Genomic DNA, 18,853 nt, shown 5'->3' with positions numbered 1-18,853 from the left:
GAATAGATGCCGGCGTATTCGGTATAACTATTGTTAGGTGGGGTGAAGGCATCGATAAGATCGTCGTTTTTCTTGATAATTGCTTTTGAATTCATCCCAAGTCCGTAGATGTAGGCCTTCATTTGGTCATCCTCTGACCATTTTTCCCATTCCTCCTGAGGCAGTTCATTGAAACGATCCTTAAATTCTCTCCATTCCAAGGACATCCTAGCCCCTTCCCAAGTCAGTGGACGATAAGCAATGGCATAAAAAATCACGGTAAGGAACAAAATCAGGACAGCGAAAAATGAGCCATACATTTCATAAACGAGAAACAATACGATAAATGGAAGTAACAGCAAACTGGAAAAACCGACCATCATTCGGTACCTTGTTTTCTTCTCATAAAGGGGTAGGCTGTCGACTTCCTCTCTGACGGCGTCCCGCCAACTTGTTTGGAAAGAGTTGTACCGGTTATGATTTTTGCTGTCCTTCGTATAATTGGATAGATCATCAAAGGTAAACTGTTTGTTTGCTCCAATTTTATTAAACAGCCAATCCATCAGCACTTTCTCATGCTTTCGCTTGCTCTTTTTTCCGGTCAATACAAAAAGTTCGCTGGAGGTTTGGTTGGCATATCCCTGGCGAATTAAATCCAGCAGCGCTGCCGCCATGGCTTGAGGTGGAAGAGATCTTCTATTGGTAAAATAAATCGTTGCCGGCAAACTCATGATCAAATTCGGCAGAGTTACAAAGTCAAAGCCCTCCTGCCTAATTCCGGAACGCTTGGCACGTGCGGTCTTCCAGTTCCACCCGATCAACAATAGAAGAACGATTGAAAAAACAGGAATTCCTACTCCACCAACCATTGCAAGCCAATTTTTCGCTTTAACTTGTGCTGCTTTGTCATCAATGAGCTTTTGTTTCGCCTTTAAAATACTCGCTTTCATTGATTTATCTGCTGTGATGGAAGCAGTCGAAAAAAGACTGCTATCATATGCCACCCGGATATCTCCGTTGGTACTGCTTGGCACATTTCCCATATTGAAAACCACTGTGCCATCTGCCTTCACCTTTTCCGTAGCATAGGCTTCATCGTATCCGAAAGCAATCACATCTTCGGTAGCCTTGGGAGGGTGAATCGTGATGGTTAAATTTTCGTAAGCCGATTCATTCCGGTCATCAAAAAATGGCCAATAAAACTGGGCAACATCCCGGTACACTTCGACCCCATTTTTAATGGTGTAGTGAAGGGTAACGGTGATACGTTCATCTGACCCCTTACGGTAAACCTTATAAAGACCGTCTTTCTTTTCAACTCGTAATGACTTTCCTCTTTCATCGGCGGAAAAATCTGTAATCGATGTTCCTTTTTTGGGGATCAATTCACGCGTAATGCCGTGAAAGTCCCCATCAAAATCATAAGTGTACGTTTCTACTACTTTAACAGTTCCGTTCTCCTGCAGGTAAGCATCCATTTTTACCTTCGTGATCGAATATTCAACGGCCAAGCCTTGAGTAGGAAAAACGATTAACAAAGCCAGTAATAGGAAACAACTAAGCCACTTTTTCATTCCTGCACCTTCTTTCTCTATCATTTATACGAACAAATAGGGAGGAGGATTCAAAAAAAACCCAATGCTACAAAAACATTGGGGTTAAAAGCATCAAGAAATTTTTCTTTGATGAACATTCGTTAAAAAATTCTCAAAATCCGAATATGACATAGGCTTTGCATAATAATAGCCTTGTATTTCATCGCAATTCAAGTTACCTAGTAGGCTCAATTGCTGTTCATTTTCCACGCCCTCCGCTACTACAATTAGGTCAAGGGAATGGGATAATGAAATTACTGATTGAATAATGGCTGCATCCTGTTTATTTTCACATATATCAATAATAAAGGAACGATCGATTTTTAGCACATCAATTGGCAATGATTTAATATAGCTCAGCGAAGAATATCCTGTTCCAAAATCATCCAAGGAGACACTCAAACCAAGCTGTTTCAATTTATTCAATTTAACAATGGCTTCCTTTATATTATAAAGGGCAATTCCCTCGGTAATCTCGAGATTCAAGTATTCTGGGGACAGCCCGCTGTCTTGGAGGCACTCTTCTACCATGTTAATAAAATCATCCTGTAAAAATTGCTTGCTTGAGATATTGACGCATACTTGAATGGGAGCATATCCTTTTTTCTGCCATTCAATATTGTGTTTGCAGGCCGTTTCGAGCACCCATTTTCCAATCGGAATAATCAAACCAGTTTCTTCGGCAATTGGAATAAACTCACTTGGTGAAACAAATCCAAGCGCTGGATCATTCCAGCGAATAAGTGCCTCCATCCCGGTTAATTGATGGTGGGAAAGTTCTATCTTTGGTTGATAATACAGCTCAAGATTGTCCTGCTCAATAGCTTTTCGCAACTTTTGGTCAATTTGCAGTTTCCGGTCTGACTTTTCCTTGAAATCAGCGCTATACACCTTGTATTGATTTCCGCCAATTTCTTTTGCAACATGCATAGCAGCGCTAGCTTCTTGAACCATTTTTTCTAACACACTATCTGTTTTTAGAAATGAGATCCCGATACTTGCACTAATGCGAACTTCATGATCTTTATGAAAAAATGGCTCAGAAAAAGATTGTATTAAAAATTTAGCAAATTCCTCTGCACGTGTTAACTCAAAGTTTGGTAAATAAACGATAAAATCATCGCCACCGACCCGTATCAAGGTTCCCTTTTCAGAAACTAATCCTTTTAATCGCAGAGCTACTTTCTTTAATAAATGGTCACCCACTTGGTGTCCGTAGGAATCAACAATTAATTTGAAACGGTCAAGATTAAAAAACACCATACTTGCCGGCGAGCCATGTTTTTTAGCTAAACAAATTTCTTCCCGAATTTTATTGTTTAAATAGTGCATATTAGGCGTAGTTGTTAAGGCATCATGATAAGCCAAGTATTCCAGCTTAGCCTGAGATTTTAATTTTTCTGTCACATCCAGAGCAATTCCTAAAACTGCCTTTTTCCCATTAATCACTGTGGTCGATGCCTGAATTTCCAGGAAACGGGCTCTTTTATTCGGAAAAGTCAATTGGATTTGATCCTTAAAGAAAGCTTCTTTTTGTGTATAGAGCCTAAGGAATTTTTCAATCAGCCGATCCTTATCTTTTGCTAAAAAATGCTCAAAAAAGGTTCTTTCGTGGAGCTTTTCTTCCGTCAAGTCCAACATGTTCATGAGCCATTTATTCATAAAAATAATACGCTGATGTTGTACCATGAAGACGCCAAGTGATGCATTTTCTACTAGGTTTTTATAACGTTCTTCCGATTCCTTTAAGTGAAACTCCAATTCCTTTTGAGCTGTAATATCGATGTTGGTTCCATCATAACGAACAAGGGCACCATCCTCATCGATGACAGGAAATGCGCGATCCCGAATCCAGCGAACTGTGCCATTAGGTTGGACAATTCGGTATTCATATTCATAATCTTCTAAAACTTCCCATTTGCTGTCTATTTCGTCGGCAAGTGGCAGATCATCCGGGTGGATGGATTTTCTCCAAAGACCTTCTTCATTTAACTGCTCGGCCGTAAGGGAGCCGTAAATTTTCTCTTTTCCTCTTGAAAATAGATGGTCCTTATTAGGTGTTAACGACCAAATGGAGATATCAACGTTGTTCAGGATACTGTCTAATAGCTTTCGTGTCTGAATTAATTCCTGTCGCTTTTGACTATTCTGTTTTGAAATTGTGCTTACAAAGATATTAAAAACAATATTGACGATAATCAGTTCAAGAAATGAGATAAACGTATGTAGGTCGACTTTGCCCGTTTTTATGATCTCAACTGTCAAGAATAATAACGAACTAGTACAAATTGATAAAATGCTGTAATTAACACCTTTAAGTAATACGATTAAAGTGGGAGGGATAAGATAAAGTGCCCAAAGGGCATGATGAATATAATGGTCAGGCTTGTCGAGTAGACTGAAAATGGGCGGGATAAGGAATAGTAGTAAAAGCCTATTATTTTTCATAGATGCGTCACCGTCCAGAGATTTAAAAGAATTATACCATAGATTTAGGACCTATTACACTGTAATTGTCGAAAAATGTAACTGGGAAAAAAACTAACCATCTTAAAAGTACTTAATTTTCTGAACTGCAATGGTCAACGCCATTCACATTACCAAGAATAGTTCGTTGTTCCTAAGATTTCTTATGTAAAAGATCTTTGTATTCGCCCTCCTTAATTTGTGATAAAAGACCCATATTGTTGCGGTGGGTCGAATCAAGGTTATTAAAAGGAGAGCGAATACTGGTCAAATTATTTTTTCCTCTATAAAAAGCTTCCTCAATGCAGGCAATAATTGTTCAAAGTGAGGTTTCATAATAAAATCCTTCGCGCCCAATTGAATGGCCTCCATAATGGTAAATTTGGTTCCCCAGGCAGAAAAGACAACGACTTTGGCAAGGGGATTGATTTTCATAATTTCTCTTAGGGCCTGCAATCCGTCAACATGTGGCATCGTTAAATCGAGCAAGACAACATCGGGTAAGAATTGTTTGTAAAGAGAAATCGCCTCACGTCCATCACAGCCCTCTGCAATCACATGGAAATGCTGCTCAATTGTTTTTCTGACGATATTTCGCATAAAGGCAGAGTCATCGACAATCAATGCAGTCCTCATAGTTAGTCCCCCCTTAATCATGTTAGTAGTTATATAGTATGAAGCAGGATGAATAAAAAAGATGAACCTGAAGAAACTAGGTCCATCTTACTAACTAGTTGCTTCGGTAGCCCGGCTGCCGTAGCGATTCGCGGTAGGCCCGTAGCTTTGCGTCCTTATTTTTCAATAAGTTTGCCTTTATCGGTGTAGATTGATTGTTATCACTATTATAACAAAAAAATGAATGAGTGGACGAAAAAAATAGGAGTATTCCACTATTTACTATTAGAACGTCCTGAATAAAAAACTGATTGGGATCAACTCGCCAATCAGTTTTTAAAAGTTAATTTAAGTCAAGCTGTGTTTTTAATTCACTTTGGATTCGTGCTTTTTCCTCATCTGAAACAAGTCCGTAATAGATGTTATTAATTCTGGTGCCTATTTCTTTAACCGACATTTGCTCGATGTTGCTGCTTGTATCTTTATAGTTTTTTTGGATATCTACCATTTGGTCAAACGTCAGGTTTGTCTTAACGTTGTTGCCAAGTGCTGTAAAGATATTGGAAAACTTAGTTAAGGTACTTAGGCTTTTACCTTCATTAATGACCGCTTGGATAATTTCACGCTGTCTAATTTGACGGCCAAAGTCGCCCCTTGGGTCTTCGTGTCTCATTCTTGTGAAGGCTAATGCTTCTTCACCATTCAGGCTGACTTCACCCTTTGGAAAATGGTGTCCATTTTGTGTAAAATCAAGGTCGTTTTGCACTGTTACACCGCCAACGGCATTAACAATATCTTTAAAGCCTTCCATGTTTACTTGAACATAATAATCAATTGGAATATCAAGGAACTTCTCAACTGTATCCATGGACATTGGCACGCCTCCAAAAGCGTAGGCATGGTTAATTTTATCCTGTGTACCTTTTCCAACAATTTCAGTACGTGTGTCACGCGGAATACTTAACATTTTTACAGAATTTTTTTGAGGATTCACTGTCAATACAATGATGGTATCTGATCGCCCTCTATCGCCTTTGCGCTCATCGACGCCAAGCAGTAAGACGGAAAATGGATCCTTATCTGCGAAGTTTACTGGATTATCACGCTTTACTGTTTGTTCCCGATCGACTGGCTGATGCATCGTCTCAACCGCATTTTTAAAAGACTTATATACACTAAAGGCATACGCGCCGCCAGCAATAACCAAAATTAATAGAATAACACCCGTTATCTTTAGCCATTTCTTGCTTTTTTTCTTCGTCCGCATTCGACAAATCCTCCAGACTTTAAACAAAAATTTACAATCACAAATTATAATAACAAAAAAATTGTGGAATGGATATATCAATTTTTGGAATTCAGTTGTTTTATAGTTTTATAGTTATAACTCTAAGAGCGGTAAGTTATAACAGTTTGAAATGGGATTTCCAATATAATTTGTATTGGTTTAAGCTTATTTACTATTGGTGACAGGCACCGAAGTAAGTTTATTTTTAAGAATGGCTTTATTTTTGTACATTTCCCGATCGGCAATTTCCAAAATTTCATCTAAAGAAATAACTGTTCCAGGCTTGTAATGGTAAAGACCATAGCTGGCAGAAATGGTGTATGGTTTTTCTTTTGTATTGTTTAGATTTTGGAAGTGACACTGGATGGTAGCCCATACCTGCTGGACCTGTTCCATTTGTTTTTGAAAAAAAATAACAATAAATTCATCGCCGCCATAACGGAAAAGTACATCTTCTTGGTCAATTTGCGAATGGATAATGTCGCAACTCGTTTTGATAAGGTCATCACCGATGGAGTGACCATATCGATCGTTTACCTTTTTTAAATCATTAATATCGATAAAAGAAAGGATAAATTCCTTTATATTTTGACCGGAGTTCAAGAGTCCACGAAGCAAATCGATACCGCTTCTTCTGTTTCTCACCCCAGTTAATATGTCCATTGAGGCATGTAGAACCAGCTCGGATTCTTTTTCTTTCATATCGGTAATATCCGTTGTTCCAATTAAAATGCATGTTTGATCCAAATAATCAACCGATTCGAAGTGCAGCAAGGCCCATTTTTTTAGATCAACAGTAATTTGCTGTTCGATTACGTAATTTTTTATGCTATTTTCTTTTTCAAGCCTATTTAATATTTCCAGTCGTTCCTCTTCTGTCTTAAACAGACATCTAGTATCGAATTGGACTGGTTCCACATCTTTAAGGTGATAATACTCGATAGCTTGCTTATTGATTAGTAAGACTTCTCCATTATCGATGGTGGTTAGGACTAACGGATTGGGGTTTAGATGAAATAATCTACGAAAACTTTCCTCATTCTGGCTTAATTTCTGTTTATTGATATAATCTTTTTTTTGATAGGTATAAAAAGAATAGGCGACAACATACGAAATAACGACAGCGCCTGTGGAGTTTACTAGTTTTAAGATGAATTCAATCTGATTTTTTTCCAAAAGATATAATCCTGATATAAAAAACGACTGTACGATTATCAGGAAAAAGATCAACATTTTAGGCCTAATAGGGAAAATAACAGCGACTCCAAATAAAATAATGATGTATGCGTACAGATTTCCCGTTAATAGTTGACTGTTAATGGAAGAAACTGCTCCAACCAACAGATAAATAAGGGTGTACCATTTCACGACGGATTCTTTAGAAGCTTGTTGGTGACGGCGGTAGATCATTAAGAAAATAACGGAAATAACTGGGCCAAAAATATGTACAGATATAAGTATTTCTTTATAAATAGGGACGAGCGGCTTTCTTAAAAGAATAAAGTCCACAACAAAAAAACAAGGATATGTAAAAATCAGCATAAGCGAAACAAGTCGCAGGCGCTCAAACAAAACATCATTATAATATCGCAAAAAACCCGTACTTGTCTTAAAATCCTTAGCAGCGAATGACATCAAATATTCATCCTTTTGTCAGTTTATCCCATGTAGTTTAGCATAGGCACCTCTTGCTGTCGAGAATGAAGGGGTAAGCGAGTATATAGTTATAGAGATAAAAGCGGTGATAAAAGCGGTGACAGGCACCGCTCGTGGACAATTTTGTTGTTTTGTCCGCGTGGGGTGGACAAAATTCGAATTTTTGGCAACGTAAAAGCCCATTTCGTTATTACTGATTGAAATGGGCTTTTTGTGGTTAATTTTTAATTTCTTCTGGTTGTGTTTTTGGGGAGACTCCCTTTGATTCTATGAAGCGTTGCATCCGTTTTAATGCTTCTTGCAGCTGAGCCATTGAGGAAGCGTAGGAGCAGCGGACATAGCCTTCACCGCTGGCGCCAAAGACATTGCCTGGTACGACTGCAACTTTTTCCTGCATGAGCAGCTCCTCGGCAAATTGCTCAGATGTCAGTCCTGTTGCTCGGATGGACGGAAAAACATAGAAGGCGCCGCCTGGTGTGTGACAGTCCAACCCGATTTGATTTAAGGTTTGTACCATAAAGTTCCGTCTGCGGCGATAACTTCTTTGCATGGCTTCAACCTCATGATAGGTATTTCTCAAAGCTTCAATAGCGCCATGCTGCAGCATATTTGGTGCGCACATAGTGGTATATTGGAAAATTTTCAGCATTACTTCGACGAATGGCTTTGGAGCAGCGAGGTATCCCAGTCTCCAACCGGTCATGGCAAAGCCTTTCGAAAAGCCATTAATCAGAATAGTTCGGTCATACATTCCCTCAATGGCAGCAAAACTTGTGAAGACCTCGTCATATGTCAATTCAGCGTAAATTTCGTCTGATATCACAATCAAGTCGTGTTTTTTAACGACTTCAGCAATTTCCTCCAAATCCTTTTTGGTTAAGGTGCTTCCAGTTGGATTGTTTGGTGAGCAGATCAGGATAGCTTTTGTTTTTTCGGTAATAGCACTTTCAATTTGTTCTGCTGTGACTTTAAATCCGTTTGTAGGTGAGGTCGACACTGGGACTGGGGTGCCGCCGGCAAGTGATACCAGTGGAGCATACGAAACGAATGCAGGTTCCACGATAAGCACTTCTTCCCCTTGATTTAAAATAGCACGGAACGCAAGATCAATCGCCTGACTGGCACCTATTGTCACAATAATTTGACTCTTTGGGTCATATTGAACTCCAAATCGGTAACTTAAATAATTGCAAATTTCCTGTCTTAGTTCAAGAAGACCAGGGTTGGCTGTATAGGAGGTGAAGCCCTGTTCTAATGAAAGAATGGTAGCCTCACGGATGTTCCATGGAGTAATAAAATCGGGCTCACCCACACCGAGTGAAATAACTCCTTCCATACTGGCAGCAAGGTCGAAGAATTTCCTAATCCCTGAGGGTTGAAGCTCTTTGGCTGTATCTGAAATGTAACTGGAATAATCGTTTTTCATGGTGTAACCACCATTCTGCGGTCTTTTTCATCGCCATCTACAAATCTCACGCCGTCATGCTTGTATTTTTTCAACATGAAATGGGTGGTGGTGGAAACGACACTTTCAATTGGTGATAATTTTTCCGACACAAAGGATGCAATTTGGTGCATTGTTTTGCCTTCCACCGTGATGGAGAGGTCATATGCACCAGACATGAGATAAAGAGAAGTGACTTCAGGGAAACGGGCAATTCGTTCGGCAACCTCGTCGAATCCGACGCCTCGTTTTGGTGTCACTTTGACATCAATCATGGCAACGACGTTCTCTTGACCTTCCACTTTACTCCAGTCAATCAATGTTGGATAGCACATAATAATCTTTTCGGCTTCTAACTTTTCAATCGTTGCTCGGACTGTCTCTGCATCACTAGAAACCATCATGGCAATCGTCTCAACCGGTACCTGATGATTTTCCTCAATAACCCTTAATATCTCAATTTCTTCACTGCTCAACTTCATAGCATACATAGCCTCCACAATTAAAATTATCTTCTATTATATAACTGGATAGGGAAACTGTCATCAAGTTGTGTTCTGTAATATAGTAGATCTTGGGTTTTAGCGATATTTTTTTAAGAATTAGGTTTTTAAATAGGGAAAAGACTAGCGGTGGTTGGAATTACTTAGAGGGAAGCTGGTTATAGCGGCAGAAAAGATGGCTGAGGCAATTGAAAATGGGGGAATTGTTCTACTCTTATAGACTGTTGGTGACAGGCACCATTTACCACATCACCAGAATGCAATTAATACCTGTAGCAAAGATGCAAAAACCACTCTTACAATTTAAAAAGAGTGGCTCGCATTTGTATTTCAAGGTAAATTATTTATCTGTCTAGTGGTAGAGATTTCCGAGACTCACACCTTCATCCGCTCAGGAAGACTCTGAATTGATTGAACTACTAAATCCAGCTTCGACTCAATTCGGTACAGCAAATAAAGCGTCACAACAATCGGAAACCCCACCTCACTAATGAATGGAATGATTTGCTCCACAGGTTTTCCCTCCTTTCTCTTTGGGTGACAACCCTTAGGGTGACAGGCACCATTCGTGGACATTTGTATTTACTGGGTGGACATTTACTAGATCACCCTGTACAAAAAGGCCGGTTCAGTGTCGAATCCGGCCCTCTTAGGTTGGTTATACCAATTCGTATTCTGTTACGTTGCGGTCGATCACTCTTGCACTTTGGACAACGGATAGTTTACCGCTTGAAGTGGTAAACGTATCTGCTGCAATGATTTTTTCCATAGAGTTTTTAACTACAACTTTATCAATTGGTTCCTTAGGGTTTTCCACCGAAATTCTAGCTGTCTTCCCAAATTCCGTACCAAATTGTAATTCTAACGTTTTAGCCAATTCCTTTCACCTCCAATCATGTTTGATGTCCCTATTTCTATCGTAGCTGTATTACTATTGGTGACAGGCACCAATAGTGGACATTTGTACGCCTATGGTGGACGGATTAACCCTGGCCACCTTGCTGGATGGCCTAATTATTAGGCTAGGAGTTCGGAGCTGTCCTTTCGTTCGATTTTGTAAAGGGTGTCGCCGGCAAGTGCTGCGATGGCTTGGGCGGTTTGGATTAGTTGGTCGGCTGATGCGTCTGTTTTGATGTTGTTAAAGTTTTTGTTTTTTAAGACGGGCTTGCCTTGTTCGTCTATACCAACTTGGTATACTACGCGGAGCTGGGTATCTGTTAGTAGTGTATTTGCCATTTTCATTCACCTCCTTTCACCTTCTATTTAGGGAAAGGAGGGCGAAATGGACAGGGTGATGGATATTTTTTTAATCTTTTTAAAGGATTAATTAATTTTATTTTTAAATGCCACAAATAGCATACTAGTATACAAGAAAAAAGCTTTTCTTTAATCAAAAATCATATTTGAAACGATGTCACTGTGGAGGGATCAATTTTCTGAACCGTAAAAAAGATGCATGATTAAACAGGTTACCTGTGGCAACAGGAATGGAGTTAATCATCTCATGAGAAGAACTAAATACGGTTACCAACCTGTTAGGGAAAGGAATATAAAATAATATCCTCAAATAAAAAACTGGATTCTGCATTCGAATCCAGTTTTTTTAATCAAACGTTTGATTGGAACGTTTTGAGTGGTTTTTTGTGAATTGGCGAGGACTTTAGCTGATTTTTGGAATCGTGGAAAGTTTTAAAAGTAATGGTCATCCTTCTTAATAAATTTAATCAGACGTTTGATTAGTGCAAGATGGAGTTAGCTGCTGATTTCGTTCTGAATGGTTGATAGATGTTGAATGGAGAATTGGAGCATTCTATTGTACAAGCTTAGAACGGATTGACCGTAAGTTGCTCCGGGAACTGCCCATTTGCCATTTAATGAGATCCATGTTGCTGCTGAACCTCTGTGAACCAGGTGGAAGCGAGGGTCAACTAGTGGATATTTTGAAGGTAACGGCCTCGTTGTGGCATAGGCGAATAGATGTTGGAAGTGAGCAATTACTCCTTCCTCCGGTGTTTGGAAGCTGGCTCCTGGGTTATCCCCTCCAGTTGCTCCTATTCCTGCATAGTTGTCTTGCCCAGGTTTCACGACCCCTGTAAAGCGAAAAAAGTTCGTTTCATGCAGGGCTTGCGCAAAGGCAACGTCCCCTCTGATTCCATAATACTCACCAATGGTATAATAATAGTTTCCAAGATCCGGGGAATCGGGGTTAACAGATCTTACAAAACGGTTCATCTTTTCAGGTGATAAGAATGTAGGGCCGAAGATGGTAAAACTAGCCGGGTTTGGAACTGTCCCTGAATCCTCGTTTCGCTCTTCGTTGACCGGAGTTGGATCATTAGCTGTGACGGCACCACGATTTTCAATAATGACAAAGGCATCACTAAACCCAGCTTGTTTAATCCCAGCAAGACGATGATCGGCATTTTTTCGGTTTGCAAAAGCACCAACCTGAACGCGATACCATGTTTCTCCATTGATTGGAGTTGTATGAATGAAGGCGTCAATGCCTTTATTTTTTAATGCGGCCACCCGCTCATCAGCATGTTTACGTTCTTTGAATGAACCGGCATAAACCTTATAAAGTGTGCCCGGAGTCGGCTCAGGTGCCGGGGCTGGACTCGGATTAGGTGCCGGGGCTGGGGTAGGTTTTCGTTTAAGATTAAACGCTTTTGCTAGCCCATTGACATGACCTTGTGCTACTTGATGCTGCCAAGTACCTGACTTCATTAAGGACGCATCGTGCGCGTTACTGATAAACCCATTTTCTGACAACATTGCCGGCATGTTGGACTCTCTGAGTACATGGTAATTGGCCTTTTTCTTACCTCGATCCGTCAGTTCATTTTCCCTCATAACTTCTGCATGAATGATATCGCGATAATGGGCGGTGGTGGATGAATCTGCTAGCCCGTTATAGATATAATCCTCATAGCCCGAGGCAGAACTGTCCGCAGCATTAGCGTGAATGGATAGGTAATAATCTGCACCCCAAGCATTTGCCTCGCCCGTCCGCTGTCCAAGACTCTTAGTGGAATCATCTGACCGGCTCATCCGTACTTCCACATTTTCATAATGATCCTGTAAAATTGCCCGGATTCTTAAGGCAATCTCTAATGTAACGTCCTTTTCATTTATACCATTACCCTGAGCTCCCGGATCAGCACCGCCATGACCTGGATCCAAGTAAAGCTTCATGTTATCTCCTCCAAAAAATAGACTTTCAACTATATACTATGTGGATAGATGAGCAATGGTAACGGACACCCGTTTTAGTTTACGAGCCAGTGTTGAGGTGTTTTTAAGGAATTTGGCAATTTAGTCCTACGGTCACCTTTAGCAGAATTAATTTGGGCTTGAGTTAGAAAAAAGCTGCCCTGTAAATTGGCGCCACTTAAATCGGCATCTCTTATATCTGCTCCAATAAAGTCAGACATTCTTAGGTCAGCTTTCTGGAGATCGGCAGCAATTAATAAAGCACCCCTCAAATTTGAGCCTTGCAGATCAGCCCCTTTGAGTTTGGCTCCTATTAAGTTGTCCTTGCTTATTGTTCGGGAGGGCTTTATTTTTCCGCGAACTAACTCACTAGTTTTTAAAAGTAATGGATTCACTTTAGCACGATGGGCAGGAACATCCAGTGTTAAAAGAAACTGTGGATCCTGGTTGGTAAGATGTTCTGTTTTTTCAATAAGGGATTTCAATTCCTTGTGAATAGGCTGTGTTTCTTTCATTGATAATGCTTCGTTAAGATAGAGCAGCATCTCATGGAGTTGCTGCATGATAGGAAAAACCTCAAACATGTCACTGGCCGATTCGGGATTTTCCCGCCAATCCGCACCTTTATATGTGACTTGTGAAACCTGCTGGCCTGCACCAAAGCATTCAAAAACTGTACAGCCTTTAAAGCCTTTGTCTCTAAGTTGACTATGAATGCCACAGAGAAAATTAGATTGCAGGTTTTTGCAAGGAGTTCCACCATCTTTGTTAAAAGCAAAATCAGCCGACTTGGCAAAGGGGAGTGCCACGCAGCATAAACCAAAACATTTTTCACAATCGGGGGTTAATTGTCGTTTCATACTCGATCCTCTTTATGTAGTAATGTTTTTATCATACCATAAAAAAAGACGATTAAAATGAATAATCATTTCAATCGTCAAATTTTTCCAAACCCTACACGTGCTGCAAAAATGCAAGCTGGATAAAGAATAAAACTGCAAAAACATATAGAAGCGGGTGCACTTCGCGCCATTTTCCTCTGACTGCTTTTAGAAGTGGGTAGCTAATAAAGCCCAGCGCAATTCCCGTTGAGATACTGGATGTCAACGGCATTGCCAGGATCGTGAGGAATGCTGGGAATGCTTCGTCGAGTTCATCCCATTTAATGTTGGAGATGTTCCCCATCATTAGGCTGCCAACAATAATAAGAGCAGGGGCTGTGATAGCAGAAATTCCGGAAACAGCGCTAACAAGCGGACCAAAGAAGGCAGCTAGAATAAACAGGACAGCGACCGTTACGGATGTTAATCCTGTTCGGCCCCCAGCGGCAACCCCTGAAGTCGATTCGATATAGGCAGTGGTTGGGCTAGTACCAAAAATGGCACCAATTGCTGTTGCAATTGAATCAGATAGTAAGGCTTGGCGTGCACGTGGCAACTTGTTGCCCTTCATTAGTCCGGCCTGATTGGCAACCCCAATCATGGTTCCCGTGGTATCAAAAATGGTAACAAGGATGAAGGAAAATACGACGGCATATAGACTGTGTTGAATGACATCTCCAAAGGCACTGAACGGATTCGATATTAAAAGTCCTTCTGGTAGGGAAGGAAATGAAACAAACCCTTTATCGAATTTTAGCTGGCCCGTGAAGAAGGCAATCACACCCGTTATGATCATCCCGAAAAACATGGCTCCGTTTACTCGTAATAACATTAATACTAAAGTAACAGCAAGGCCAACAAAAGTTAAGATGGCTGAAGGGGCATGCAGGTCTCCAAGACCAACAAGATTACTCGGGTTGGCTGTAATAATTTTTGTAAGACGCAAGCCGATAAAAGCAATAAACAAGCCAATTCCTGCGGTGATTCCGTGCTTTAAATTGGCAGGAATCGCCTCGATCAGTTTTTCACGTAGTGGGGTTAATGAAAGAATGACAAAAATAATTCCGGCAACGAAGACAGCAGCAAAGGCGGTTTCATAGTTGATATGGTGGCCGCCGCCGACAACGGAATAGGCGAAATAGGCGTTCAGTCCCATTCCTGGTGCGATGGCAATGGGATAATTGGCTAATAGGCCCATCCACAGAGTACCAATGGCAGTGGCTAAGATTGTAGCCGTGAAAACCTGTTGAAACGGTACTCCTGCATCAGCAAGAATAACAGGATTCACCACGACTATATATACCATTGTAAAAAATGTGGTAATTCCCGCAAGCATCTCCGTTTTTGCATTTGTATGATTTTCTTTAAGCTTAAACATGATAGCTCCTCCAAAACACGAACATTAAATTGATTACTAAAACATATTATTCGTTTTTAGGTAAAAATGCAAGTGGAAAAATGAAATTTCTTAAACCACTTAGGGATGGATCTAGTAGGATCTCCTCGAATGTCCACCCCATGTGGACAAATAGGCGGTTTTGTCCACGGGCGGTGCCTGTCACCTTGAAAGAGTCACCTCGTAAGAGTCATCTCGACGCAACCCTCAACCAGGCCCATAAAGTTCAATTAGTTTTACCTCATTTTTATAATGTTATAATAGGATAGGAAAACAAGAAATTTATTAAGGGAGTAATGAGGTATGATTCTTGTTGTTGGTGGGGCTGGTTTTATCGGCAGCCACGTTGTGAAGGAGTTAGTGGAGAAGCACCAGGTTGTGGTATTGGATAATTTGTCGACGGGCCACCGTGATGCGGTTGACGGGAGGGCTGTTTTTGTTGAGGGGGATTTGGGTAATATCGATGACCTTGTAATGGTTTTTAGAAGTTACCAGATTAGAGCGGTTATGCATTTTGCAGCTAATAGTTTAGTGGGAGAGTCTGTTGTTGATCCATTAAAATACTATCAAAATAATGTTGCTTCGACTTTAACCTTATTAAGAGTCATGAATAGGTTTAAGGTAAGAAATTTTATTTTTTCATCAACTGCTGCAACGTATGGGATCCCTGATGCGGATCTTATCGATGAAACCACTCCAACAAGGCCGATTAATCCATATGGGCATTCAAAGCTGATGGTTGAACAGATTTTGTCTGATTTTTCAAAAGCATATGGCCTTCAATATGTAGTTCTCCGCTACTTTAACGCCGCAGGTGCCCATGATTCGGCACTGATTGGCGAGAGTCATGATCCTGAAACTCATTTAATCCCAATAGTTCTTCAGCAGTTATTAGGGAAAAGGGAGAAAATTTCTGTATTTGGCGCGGATTACAATACGGAGGACGGTACGTGTATTCGAGATTATATCCATGTGACCGACCTTGCTAACGCTCATATTCTTGCTCTTGAGGCTTTGATGATCGGCAAGAAAAAAGCTGAGGTTTATAATCTTGGAAACGGACTTGGTTACTCCGTCAAGCAGGTTATTGAAACTTGTGAAAAAGTGACTGGCTTGAAGGCTAATGTAGAAATCACTGATCGGCGCCCAGGAGATCCGGCAAGACTCGTTGCCTCATCTCAAAAAATCCTGAACGAGCTTGGCTGGAGAGCGGAAAGAAACCTTGAAAAAATCATCAGTGACGCATGGAAGTGGCATTGCGAGCAGAGATATTAAAGGATATAGAAGTTGTAACGTAATTAAGCTAATTTAACATAATGACGGTGAATAGAGTGGGAAAAGCTATATTTCTGGCTGTGTGCACTCCACGCGTACAATTGTCCACGAACGGTGCCTGTCACCATTTCTACTATGTAAGGGAGGGAATTCTTCTGTAATCGGAGGGCTCTCCCTTTTTTGTGTAGTTAGTTCAATTGTTAGTTATTTATAGGGAATTTCCATGTTTTGTTGATTCAGATGGGGCTGAGAAATTGGTACTATTATTTTATAGATTGATAGTGTTTTAGGAATGAGTTGGGGTGAGGCTTTGTGGGGAAGAAGAACGTGTTTTTATTGGTGGTATTGTTGATGGTTGTTTCAGTATTAAGTGCGGGTCCGAGTGCGGCGGCAGCTTCTTACGGTCAATCCATACATATTGAAAAAGGAAGTCTGATGCCAACGAAAGCCAAGTTTGCGATAAATCTAACTAAATTGTCCGTGTCAAAGAAACAAAGTGTATTGGAAAAAAATTCCATATCTAGTAAACTGGCCAGTAATGATCAATATATTGTTATCAGTAATGAATCTACTGATGGAGCAGTGATCCAGCCTACTGGTAGTTTTCAGATGAGAAACTTAAAAAAACCTGGGGACAATACTTATAAAATTGATGTGAATCAATCCTTGGGACAAAAACAAAAGCAGAAGGATATATATCGAAAAAGCACGCACTCAATCGTTACTACCTATAAGGTTGGGGACCGCAAAAATTTTTGGATCACAGATTTTACGGATTATTCACATGAGCAAATTAGTGCAACACTGGGCTACAGTGGCAAAAAAGCTAATGTTTGGGTATATCAAAAGCAAATTACCAATGCTGATGCTGTAAAATTAGGTGCGGAGTTTGATAGAAAAATTTATTCGACAGTGGTCAATCACTTTGGACCAGAATCAGATGTAAATCATGATGGGAAAATTGATATTTTATGCTTTGATATACCGGATGGCTTTTCTGGAAGCGGTGGGTATATAGGGGGATATTTCGGTGCAGATGATTTGTATAATGCCACCTATTCAAATAAAGAAGAAATTTTTTACATCGATACTTACCCAACCATGGGAATGGGTTCTACTAAGGATGTGACGGAAGCCTATCAGACTCTAGCTCACGAGTTTCAGCATATGGTGAACTATAATCAAAATGTGCTGGTGGAAAAAGGAAAGGAAATGGATACATGGTTGGACGAAGCAATGTCAATGGCTGCAGAACAAATGTATTTGGGGCATGGACTTAACGACCGTCTTGATTATTTTAACCAATCTGCGTCAATTGAAAATGGTCATTCGCTTTTGTACTGGGATTCTTATGGGGACACTCTTGCCAATTATTCGTTGTCGTATTTATTTGGTCAGTATTTAAAAGTTCAATCGGGCCGTGGTGACCAAATATTTAAAGAGATTATGAGGGACCCCAACAATGATTACAAAGCAGTTGAAAATATGGCGAAAAAATATATTAACCCGAAACTGACATTCGGAAAGTTAATGACCGATTTTAGAATTGCCCTACTTTTAAAAGAGCCGAAGGGGTTATACGGATTTAAGGGTGATGCATTTTTTAATGCCCTCCAAGGACAATTTTTCACTGGGAATTCTGTGCAATTGCATGGTGGAGGTGCGGTGGTGATACCGCGGAGAAACATTGCCCTTCCAACTGCAAAAGGGGCAAATATCACCTATACATTGGTGGACAAGCATCAAGGTGTGGCAGAAATTGACATGACCCCGCCTGCGAGCCCGATTGTCAATGGTGTCGGGGATGCCGATACGCAGATTACGGGGAAGGCTGAGCTGAATGCAACGGTAGTTGCCTTCGTAGGTTCTAAAGAAATTGGACATGCAGTAAGCCGGGGGACCAGGGTTTTTGCTCTTCCGATTAGGAAGCAAGCAGCTGGAACCGTTGTAAAAATTATTGCCAAGGATGCCTCAGGTAATATAAGTAAGCCTACCACTGTTGTGGTAAAAGATGTGACGGCTCCAAGAAAGCCAAGTGTCGATGGTGTAACCGATCAGATGAAATTTATAGAGGGTAAAGCGGAGAGTGGCGCTTCGATTATAATTTCTCGAAATGGTAGTTTGATAGGAAGCGGCTCAGCTGGTACTGATGGCAAATTCAAGGTATTGATTACTAAGCAAGCAGCTGGGGCAAAATTGAGGATTACAGCTACTGATTTTGCCGGTAATCGCAGTGAGCCCGTTTTTATTACGGTCAAGCACCAGGATAAAACTAGTAAAGGGAATTCTTCCACAAAAAAGATCTCCATCTCCATCAAAAATAGCGGCAATTGGTCAAAAGGAATCACGCCACCTAGGGTAGCAAGGGAGCCTTCCTTGAACAGAAGTATTCTTATCCAGACAAACCTACTGTACCCAGGAAGCAAAAATTTATTTGGAAAATGGCAGATATTCGTCCTGTTTTAATGCAGGGAGTAACCAAAAACATAGAGTTGTGTGTTTAAGATGGTGGTGTCCACTGGATACGCACAAATGTACATGA

15 protein-coding genes and 1 riboswitch are annotated in these 18,853 nt (G+C 40.5%); of the genes, 2 read left to right on the top strand and 13 right to left on the bottom strand.

Annotated elements, in window-relative coordinates:
* From V7083_RS13160 to V7083_RS13100, 13 genes are all read right to left on the bottom strand, one after another.
* Positions 1–1,553: DUF2207 domain-containing protein (locus V7083_RS13160; RefSeq protein ID WP_335478416.1), on the bottom strand; the 1,553-nt coding region annotated here is incomplete at its 3' end.
* A gap of 93 nt (positions 1,554–1,646) precedes the next feature.
* Positions 1,647–4,022, bottom strand: a complete 2,376-nt coding sequence (locus tag V7083_RS13155) for a bifunctional diguanylate cyclase/phosphodiesterase (RefSeq protein WP_335478414.1) — start codon at positions 4,020–4,022, stop codon at positions 1,647–1,649.
* A 285-nt stretch (positions 4,023–4,307) separates the two neighbouring features.
* Positions 4,308–4,676, bottom strand: coding sequence for a response regulator (locus V7083_RS13150; protein WP_335478412.1), 369 nt, complete (start codon positions 4,674–4,676; stop codon positions 4,308–4,310).
* Between the two features lie 102 nt (positions 4,677–4,778).
* Positions 4,779–4,862, bottom strand: a riboswitch (cyclic di-GMP riboswitch).
* Positions 4,863–4,998: 136 nt separating this feature from the next.
* Positions 4,999–5,922: a polyisoprenyl-teichoic acid--peptidoglycan teichoic acid transferase TagU gene (gene tagU, locus V7083_RS13145; protein ID WP_335478410.1), complete on the bottom strand. Its 924-nt coding sequence runs from the start codon at positions 5,920–5,922 to the stop codon at positions 4,999–5,001.
* A 186-nt stretch (positions 5,923–6,108) separates the two neighbouring features.
* Positions 6,109–7,578, bottom strand: coding sequence for a GGDEF domain-containing protein (locus tag V7083_RS13140; protein WP_335478408.1), 1,470 nt, complete (start codon positions 7,576–7,578; stop codon positions 6,109–6,111).
* A 238-nt stretch (positions 7,579–7,816) separates the two neighbouring features.
* Complete coding sequence (locus tag V7083_RS13135; protein ID WP_335478407.1) at positions 7,817–9,025, bottom strand: aminotransferase; 1,209 nt, start codon at positions 9,023–9,025, stop codon at positions 7,817–7,819.
* Entirely contained in the window at positions 9,022–9,525 is a 504-nt protein-coding gene (locus V7083_RS13130; RefSeq protein ID WP_335478405.1) for an Lrp/AsnC family transcriptional regulator, read from the bottom strand. Before V7083_RS13130 ends, V7083_RS13135 begins: the two co-directional genes overlap by 4 nt.
* A 396-nt stretch (positions 9,526–9,921) precedes the next feature.
* Positions 9,922–10,059, bottom strand: coding sequence for a YvrJ family protein (locus V7083_RS13125; protein ID WP_335478403.1), 138 nt, complete (start codon positions 10,057–10,059; stop codon positions 9,922–9,924).
* Between the two features lie 145 nt (positions 10,060–10,204).
* Positions 10,205–10,423 (bottom strand): DUF2922 domain-containing protein, encoded by a 219-nt coding sequence (locus V7083_RS13120; protein ID WP_335478401.1) that lies wholly within the window; start codon positions 10,421–10,423, stop codon positions 10,205–10,207.
* A 140-nt stretch (positions 10,424–10,563) separates the two neighbouring features.
* The gene (locus V7083_RS13115) at positions 10,564–10,782 is read right to left on the bottom strand and encodes a DUF1659 domain-containing protein (RefSeq protein WP_335478399.1); all 219 of its coding nucleotides are present in this window, start codon (positions 10,780–10,782) and stop codon (positions 10,564–10,566) included.
* Positions 10,783–11,298: 516 nt separating this feature from the next.
* Positions 11,299–12,741: an N-acetylmuramoyl-L-alanine amidase gene (locus tag V7083_RS13110; protein WP_335478397.1), complete on the bottom strand. Its 1,443-nt coding sequence runs from the start codon at positions 12,739–12,741 to the stop codon at positions 11,299–11,301.
* Positions 12,742–12,815: 74 nt separating this feature from the next.
* A complete protein-coding gene (locus V7083_RS13105; RefSeq protein WP_335478395.1) occupies positions 12,816–13,619 on the bottom strand; it encodes a pentapeptide repeat-containing protein in 804 nt (267 codons plus the stop codon).
* A gap of 94 nt (positions 13,620–13,713) precedes the next feature.
* Complete coding sequence (locus tag V7083_RS13100; protein WP_335478393.1) at positions 13,714–15,018, bottom strand: NCS2 family permease; 1,305 nt, start codon at positions 15,016–15,018, stop codon at positions 13,714–13,716.
* A gap of 321 nt (positions 15,019–15,339) precedes the next feature.
* Here V7083_RS13100 and galE point away from each other — a divergent pair, with 321 nt between their 5' ends.
* Both galE and V7083_RS13090 read left to right on the top strand, forming a co-directional pair.
* A complete protein-coding gene (gene galE, locus V7083_RS13095) occupies positions 15,340–16,311 on the top strand; it encodes a UDP-glucose 4-epimerase GalE (RefSeq protein ID WP_335478391.1) in 972 nt (323 codons plus the stop codon).
* Positions 16,312–16,623: 312 nt separating this feature from the next.
* Positions 16,624–18,777 (top strand): Ig-like domain-containing protein, encoded by a 2,154-nt coding sequence (locus tag V7083_RS13090; protein ID WP_335478388.1) that lies wholly within the window; start codon positions 16,624–16,626, stop codon positions 18,775–18,777.
* The last annotated feature ends 76 nt before the right edge of the window (positions 18,778–18,853 follow it).

Source organism: Bacillus sp. JJ1764, assembly GCF_036962145.1.
Classification (GTDB): domain Bacteria; phylum Bacillota; class Bacilli; order Bacillales; family Cytobacillaceae; genus Neobacillus.
The sequence above is the reverse complement of the archived record's forward strand: the minus strand, read 5'-3'. Positions and strand labels throughout refer to the sequence as shown.